Here is a 6477-nt window from a genome sequence, read left to right on the forward strand (position 1 = left end):
CGCGCGATGCCGATCGGTTAAGATTGCCATATACAACTTGACCGATCCCATGACCCAAAGCTTCTTCCAGACCTTCATTCTCCTCCTGCTCGTCACCGACCCGTTCGGCAACGTGCCCCTGTTCGTCACCGCCCTGAAAGACGTCGACCCGGCCCGCCGGCCACGCATCGTGCTGCGCGAGTGCGCGATCGCGTTCCTCCTGCTGCTGGTGTTCATGTTCTTCGGCCGCCACTTCCTGGCGGCGCTGCAACTGACCGACATCTCGCTGCGCATCGGTGGCAGCGTGATCCTGCTGATCATCGCGATCCGCATGATCTTCCCGCATCCGGATGGCGTGCTGGGCCGCAGCGAAGGCGGCGAACCCTTCATCGTGCCGCTGGCGATCCCTGCGCTGGCGGGGCCGTCGGCGCTGGCGACCGTGCTGCTGTTCACCTCGAACAATGTGGAAGAGGTGATGGTGCATGTGGCCGCGCTGGCCGCCGTCGGCATCGTCTGGCTGGCCGTGTTCCTGGCTGCCGAGCGCTTGCAGAAAGCCCTCGGCGCCCAGGTCATGACGGCCTTCGAGCGCCTGATGGGACTGATCCTGACCGCGATGTCGATCGAGATGCTGCTGGGCGGCGTGCGGACCTTCGTCAAGACTCTTTAAGCTCAACCAACCTGGACCTCCTCATGAAACGACTGCTCACCGCCTGCGCCTTCGGTGTAGTGCTGGCCTCAAGTTTGACTCTCACCGCCTGCAAGCGCACCAATGCTCCGCAGCCGGCCGCCACCCCCGCGATCGCCCTGCAAAAGATCGATACCGTGCAGGGCACGAGCAAGGAAGCGGTGGCTGGCGCGACCGTCGTCGTCAACTACACCGGCTGGCTGTACGCGCCTGACGCGCAGGGCCAGCACGGCGCCCAGTTCGATTCCTCGATCGGCCGCGAACCGTTCAGCTTCCAGCTCGGCGCCGGCCAGGTGATCCCGGGCTGGGACCAGGGCGTGCAGGGCATGAAGGTGGGCGGCAAGCGCACCCTGATCATTCCCGCCGCGCTGGGCTATGGCGAGCAGGGCGCCGGTCCGATTCCGCCGAACAGCAACCTGATCTTCGACGTCGAACTGCTCGACGTAAAGTAAGCCTTTTCCAACCAGCAGAGCCTATCCGATGACATCTATCCGTTCCGCCGCCGCGCTTGCCCTTGGTCTCGCCCTTGCCCTGGGACCGCTTGCCGCCCACGCCGCCGCTCCGAAGGCGTCCGCCAGCGCCGCCAAACCGCTGCAGAAGATCGACACCAAGGTCGGGACCGGCAAGACGGCGGCCGTCGGCTCCACCGTCACCGTGCACTACACCGGGTGGCTGTATGCACCAAAAGAGCCGCAGCAGCATGGTTCCCAGTTCGACAGCTCGGTCGGCGGCGAACCCTTCAGCTTCGAACTTGGCGCCGGCCGCGTGATCCCGGGCTGGGACCAGGGCCTGGTCGGCATGAAGGTCGGCGGCAAGCGCACCCTGGTGATTCCCGCCGCGCTGGGTTACGGCAGCCGCGGCGCCGGCCCGATCCCGCCGAATGCCAACCTGATCTTCGACGTCACGCTGCTCGATGTGAAATAAAGTCCCTGCGCTCGCAAAGAAGCCGCAGCACCCGCAAGGGGCTGCGGTTTTTTCTTGTCGGAAAAATTTACAGACAGGTAACGGCTTGGTAAATACATTTTCCATATGTCATTAATTTATAAAACTTTTTTCCTGCTGGCATGGTTCATGCATTAATGAAAGTACGCGTGCTAGATCGCGTCACATGAGAAAAGCTGTTATTACAAAGGATAAAAAATGCGTAATCGGAATGTGTTGTCCACCAAACTGTTGGGTGTTGTCGTCGCGGCCAGCGCCATGTTCGGAGCCACTGGCGCGGCCCAGGCGGGTGTCGTGCAAGGGATCGTGACCCCGACCATCACCTCGGGCGCGCTGCCGGATTCCCCCGCCGCCCACGTCGATGCCAATACGTCCAGCTCGCTGTACTCGGGCGTCGTCAGCATCAACATCCGCTACATGGTGGGTGGCGTGCAGCAGTCGTATATCTGCTCGGGCGCCCTGGTAGGCAAGCGCCAGGTCATTTCGGCCGGCCATTGCGTCGACACCGACGGCAACGGCCACTATGTGGACATCACCAAGCCGGGTAACGACGTGCGCGTTGTCTTCAACAGCAACGGCAACATCAATTCCCTGATTACCGCCAGCTCGTTCGCCGTCAGCAACGAGTACCAGGGCTTCAACAACTGCCAGAACGGCAGCAAGGGCTGCCTGGGCGACGACGTCTCGGTGATCACCCTGAGCCAGGACGCACCGGCCAGCGCCAAGATCTACAAGCTGTTCAACGGCGCAGTCGGCGAAGGCACCCATATCATGATGGCCGGCTACGGCACCTCGGGCGACGGCGTCAATGGCTACACCATCAACCCCAGCTTCACCGTGAAGCGCACCGGCGAGAACTACATGGACCTGTTCGACGCCAACGACGAAGAAGGCTTCACCGGCCGCACCGAAGTCTATTACGCCGATTTCGACGGCAACGGCCAGGACACCTTCTGCACCGGCTGGGGCGTCTGCACCCCGGTCCTGCCGAACAACCGCGAGTCGGGCATCGGCGGCGGCGACTCCGGCGGCCCGTCCTTCGTCGACATGTACGGCGAACTGATGCTGGTCGCGAACAACACCTTCAGCGGCCGCTTCGAAGGCCAGGTCGCCGGCACCTTCGGCACCTACTTCGGCGGCATCGTGCTGGGCGGCTACAGCGACTTCCTGAAAGACGCCACCGGCGGCAACATCACGGTGGTGCCGGAACCCGGCAGCCTGGCGCTGCTGGCCCTGGGTGGCGCGATGCTGGGCGGCCTGCGCCGTCGTCGCAAGCAGTAACCGGGTTTTGCGGCACAGCCGGTTTGCGGACCGGCATGAAAAAAAGCGGCCTCGGCCGCTTTTTTCATTTCCCTAGCATCGACACCACATTGTCCGCCCCCGGCGCCCCGAAGGCCTGCTGCTTGAGGATATGCAGCTGGTCGCGCACCTGGGCCGCCTTCTCGAACTCGAGGTTCTTGGCATGGTCGACCATGAGCTTCTCGAGGCGCTTGATCTCTTTCGAAATCTGCTTCTCGCTCATGCCCTCGATCTTCGCCGTTTCCTCTGCCTGCTCCATCTGCTTGCTCGCGGCAGCGCTGTAGACGCCGTCGATCATGTCCTTGATCTTCTTGTTCACCCCTTTCGGCGTGATGCCGTGGGCTTCGTTGAAGGCGATCTGCTTGGCGCGGCGGCGTTCGGTTTCGTCGATCGCGCGCTTCATCGAGTCCGTGACCTGGTCGGCGTACAGGATCGCCACGCCGTTCAGGTTGCGCGCGGCGCGGCCGATGGTCTGGATCAGCGAACGTTCGGAACGCAGGAAGCCTTCCTTGTCGGCGTCCAGCACGGCCACCAGCGAGACTTCCGGCAGGTCCAGGCCCTCGCGCAGCAGGTTGATGCCGACCACGACGTCGAACGTGCCCAGGCGCAGGTCGCGCAGGATCTCGACGCGCTCGACGGTGTCGATGTCGCTGTGCAGGTAGCGCACCTTGATGCCGTGGTCGCTCAGGTATTCGGTCAACTGCTCGGCCATGCGCTTGGTCAGCGTGGTCACCAGCACGCGCTCGTCCTTGGCGATGCGGTCGGTGATCTCGCCCATCAGGTCGTCGACCTGGGTGCGGGCCGGCTTGACGATGACCTGCGGGTCGACCAGGCCGGTCGGGCGCACCACCTGCTCGACCACGTTGTCGGCCTTTTCCTTTTCGTACTCGGCAGGCGTTGCCGAGACGAAAATGCACTGGCGCATCTTGCTTTCGAATTCCTGGAACTTCAGCGGCCGGTTGTCCAGCGCCGAGGGCAGGCGGAAGCCGTAGTCGACCAGGTTCGTCTTGCGCGAACGGTCGCCGTTGTACATCGCGTTGAGCTGGCCGATCATCACGTGCGACTCGTCCATGAACATCAGCGCGTCCTTCGGCAGGTAGTCGATCAGGGTCGGTGGCGGCTCGCCCGGCATCGCGCCGGACAGGTGGCGCGAATAGTTCTCGATGCCCTTGGTGAAGCCGACTTCGGCCAGCATCTCGAGGTCGAAGCGGGTACGCTGCTCGAGGCGTTGTTCTTCCAGCAGCTTGCCCTGTTCGCGGAAGTATTCCAGGCGGTCGCGCAGCTCGGCCTTGATCGAGTCGACCGCCTTCAGCACGGTCGAGCGGCCGGTCACGTAGTGCGAACCCGGGTACACGGTAAAGCGCGGGATCTTCTGGCGCACCTTGCCGGTGAGCGGGTCGAACAGCTGCAGGGATTCGATCTCGTCGTCGAACATCTCGACGCGGATCGCCAGCTCGGCGTGCTCGGCCGGGAAGATGTCGATGGTGTCGCCGCGCACGCGGAAGGTGCCGCGCGCGAAGTCCATTTCGTTGCGCGTGTACTGCATCTGGATCAGGCGTGCGATGACGTCGCGCTGCGCCACCTTGTCCTTGGCGCGCAGGGTCAGCACCATCTTGTGGTACTCGTCCGGATTACCGATACCGTAGATGGCCGACACGGTCGCGACGATGATGACGTCGCGCCGCTCCATCAGCGACTTGGTGCAGGACAGGCGCATCTGCTCGATGTGCTCGTTGATCGACGAGTCCTTTTCGATGAACAGGTCGCGCTGCGGCACGTAGGCTTCCGGCTGGTAGTAATCGTAGTACGAGACGAAGTACTCGACCGCGTTCTGCGGGAAGAATTCGCGGAACTCGGCGTACAGCTGCGCAGCGAGCGTCTTGTTCGGCGCGAACACGATCGCCGGACGGCCTGCGCGGGCGATCACGTTGGCCATCGTATAGGTCTTGCCGGAACCAGTCACGCCCAGCAGCGTCTGGTACATCAGGCCGTCCTCGATGCCGTCGACCAGGCCGTCGATCGCGGTCGGCTGGTCGCCGGCGGGCGGAAAGGGCTGGTGCAGCTTGAACGGGGAATTCGGGAAAGTGATGACGGTGGGCGCCGGAGTATTTGCGACCGATAGTTCTGCCATGAGATCAGACCTTTGCTAGAATGGGGATCCGCCTGCGGCACTGCAACATTCGTGCCGCTGTCTATACAACCGCTGCGAAACCCAGCCGACAAACCTGAGTCTATCACGATGAATTCCACAGCTCCTGCCAGCATCTTCGGCGCCATCGCCATGGCCCCGCGCGACCCCATCCTGGGCATTACCGAAGCCTTCAATGCAGATACCAATCCGGCCAAGATCAATCTCGGCGTCGGCGTCTACTACGATGACAACGGAAAAGTGCCCCTGCTGGAATGCGTGCGCAAGGCGGAAGCGATGCTGATGGAACAACCCGCGCCGCGCACCTATCTGCCGATCGAAGGCCTGGGTGCGTACGACAAGGCTGTGCAAGAACTCGTATTTGGGGCCGACAGCGCCGTAATTCAAGAGAAGCGTGCAATCACCGTGCAGGCCCTGGGCGGCACCGGCGCCCTGAAGATCGGCGCCGATTTCCTGAAGCGTTTCTCGCCGGGCTCGAGCGTCTACATCAGCGACCCGAGCTGGGAAAACCACCGCGCGCTGTTCGAAAGCGCCGGCTTCGAGGTCAACAACTACGCCTACTACGACCCGGCAACCCATGGCGTCAATTTCGAGGGCATGCTGGCCGACCTGCGCAATATGCCGGAAGGCGCGATCGTCGTGCTGCACGCCTGCTGCCATAACCCGACCGGCGCCGACCTCTCGGCCGACCAGTGGGGCCAGGTCATCGCTGCCGTGCGCGAGAACGGCCTGATCCCGTTCCTGGACATGGCTTACCAAGGCTTCGGCTCGGGCATCGCCGAAGACGGCGCCGTGGTGCGCCGCTTCGTCGACGCCGGCGGCCCGCTGCTGGTCTCGAACTCGTTCTCGAAGTCGTTCTCGCTGTACGGCGAGCGCGTCGGCGCGCTGTCGGTGGTGGGCTCGTCCGCGGAAGAGGCGGCGCGCATCCTGTCGCAGCTCAAGCGCGTGGTGCGCACCAACTACTCGAACCCGCCGGTGCACGGCGGCAAGGTGGTCGCGACCGTGCTGTCGACCCCGGAACTGCGCCAGCTGTGGGAAGACGAGCTGGCCGGCATGCGCGTGCGCATCAAGCAGATGCGTGAAGAACTGGTGAAGAAGCTGGCCGAGAAAGCCCCGGGCAAGGACTTCGACTTCGTGCGCAAGCAGGTCGGCATGTTCTCGTACTCGGGCCTGACCAAGGAGCAGGTCGGCCAGCTGCGCGAGGAATCGATCTACGCCGTGGACACCGGCCGCATCTGTGTTGCCGCGATGAATTCGAAGAACATCGATCGCGTCGTTGACGCCATCGCAAAAGTTCTCTAAACTCTTGGCTCTTCCGATTCAGCAAGCATGAATCGGAAGAATGATCCCTGATAGCTCAGTCGGTAGAGCGACGGACTGTTAATCCGCAGGTCCCTGGTTCGAGTCCAGGTCGGGGAGCCAG

Annotated in this window: 6 protein-coding genes and 1 tRNA gene; 6 read left to right on the forward strand and 1 reads right to left on the reverse strand. The window is 63.2% G+C overall.

Going from position 1 to position 6477, the window contains the following annotated elements; all coding sequences use genetic code 11:
• The first annotated feature begins 49 nt into the window (after nucleotides 1-49).
• The 4 genes from AC3A6M_RS15920 to AC3A6M_RS15935 all read left to right on the forward strand — a co-directional run bounded on the left by AC3A6M_RS15920 (nucleotide 50) and on the right by AC3A6M_RS15935 (nucleotide 2887).
• Complete coding sequence (locus tag AC3A6M_RS15920) at nucleotides 50-646, forward strand: MarC family protein (protein WP_487853691.1); 597 nt, start codon at nucleotides 50-52, stop codon at nucleotides 644-646.
• Nucleotides 647-669: 23 nt separating this feature from the next.
• Nucleotides 670-1116: an FKBP-type peptidyl-prolyl cis-trans isomerase gene (locus AC3A6M_RS15925; protein ID WP_487853692.1), complete on the forward strand. Its 447-nt coding sequence runs from the start codon at nucleotides 670-672 to the stop codon at nucleotides 1114-1116.
• Nucleotides 1117-1144: 28 nt separating this feature from the next.
• Nucleotides 1145-1588, forward strand: coding sequence for an FKBP-type peptidyl-prolyl cis-trans isomerase (locus AC3A6M_RS15930; RefSeq protein WP_487853693.1), 444 nt, complete (start codon nucleotides 1145-1147; stop codon nucleotides 1586-1588).
• A 276-nt stretch (nucleotides 1589-1864) separates the two neighbouring features.
• The gene (locus AC3A6M_RS15935; RefSeq protein ID WP_487853694.1) at nucleotides 1865-2887 is read left to right on the forward strand and encodes a trypsin-like serine peptidase; all 1023 of its coding nucleotides are present in this window, start codon (nucleotides 1865-1867) and stop codon (nucleotides 2885-2887) included.
• Between the two features lie 64 nt (nucleotides 2888-2951).
• Here AC3A6M_RS15935 and uvrB read toward each other — a convergent pair whose 3' ends face one another.
• The gene (gene uvrB, locus AC3A6M_RS15940; protein WP_487853695.1) at nucleotides 2952-5036 is read right to left on the reverse strand and encodes an excinuclease ABC subunit UvrB; all 2085 of its coding nucleotides are present in this window, start codon (nucleotides 5034-5036) and stop codon (nucleotides 2952-2954) included.
• Between the two features lie 108 nt (nucleotides 5037-5144).
• Here uvrB and AC3A6M_RS15945 point away from each other — a divergent pair, with 108 nt between their 5' ends.
• Together AC3A6M_RS15945 and AC3A6M_RS15950 are read left to right on the forward strand one after the other, a co-directional pair.
• Entirely contained in the window at nucleotides 5145-6356 is a 1212-nt protein-coding gene (locus tag AC3A6M_RS15945) for an amino acid aminotransferase (RefSeq protein ID WP_487853696.1), read from the forward strand.
• A gap of 44 nt (nucleotides 6357-6400) precedes the next feature.
• Nucleotides 6401-6476, forward strand: a tRNA-Asn gene (locus tag AC3A6M_RS15950).
• Nucleotide 6477: the final 1 nt, after the last annotated feature.

Source organism: Telluria sp. Soil_C_11, from assembly GCF_057657395.1.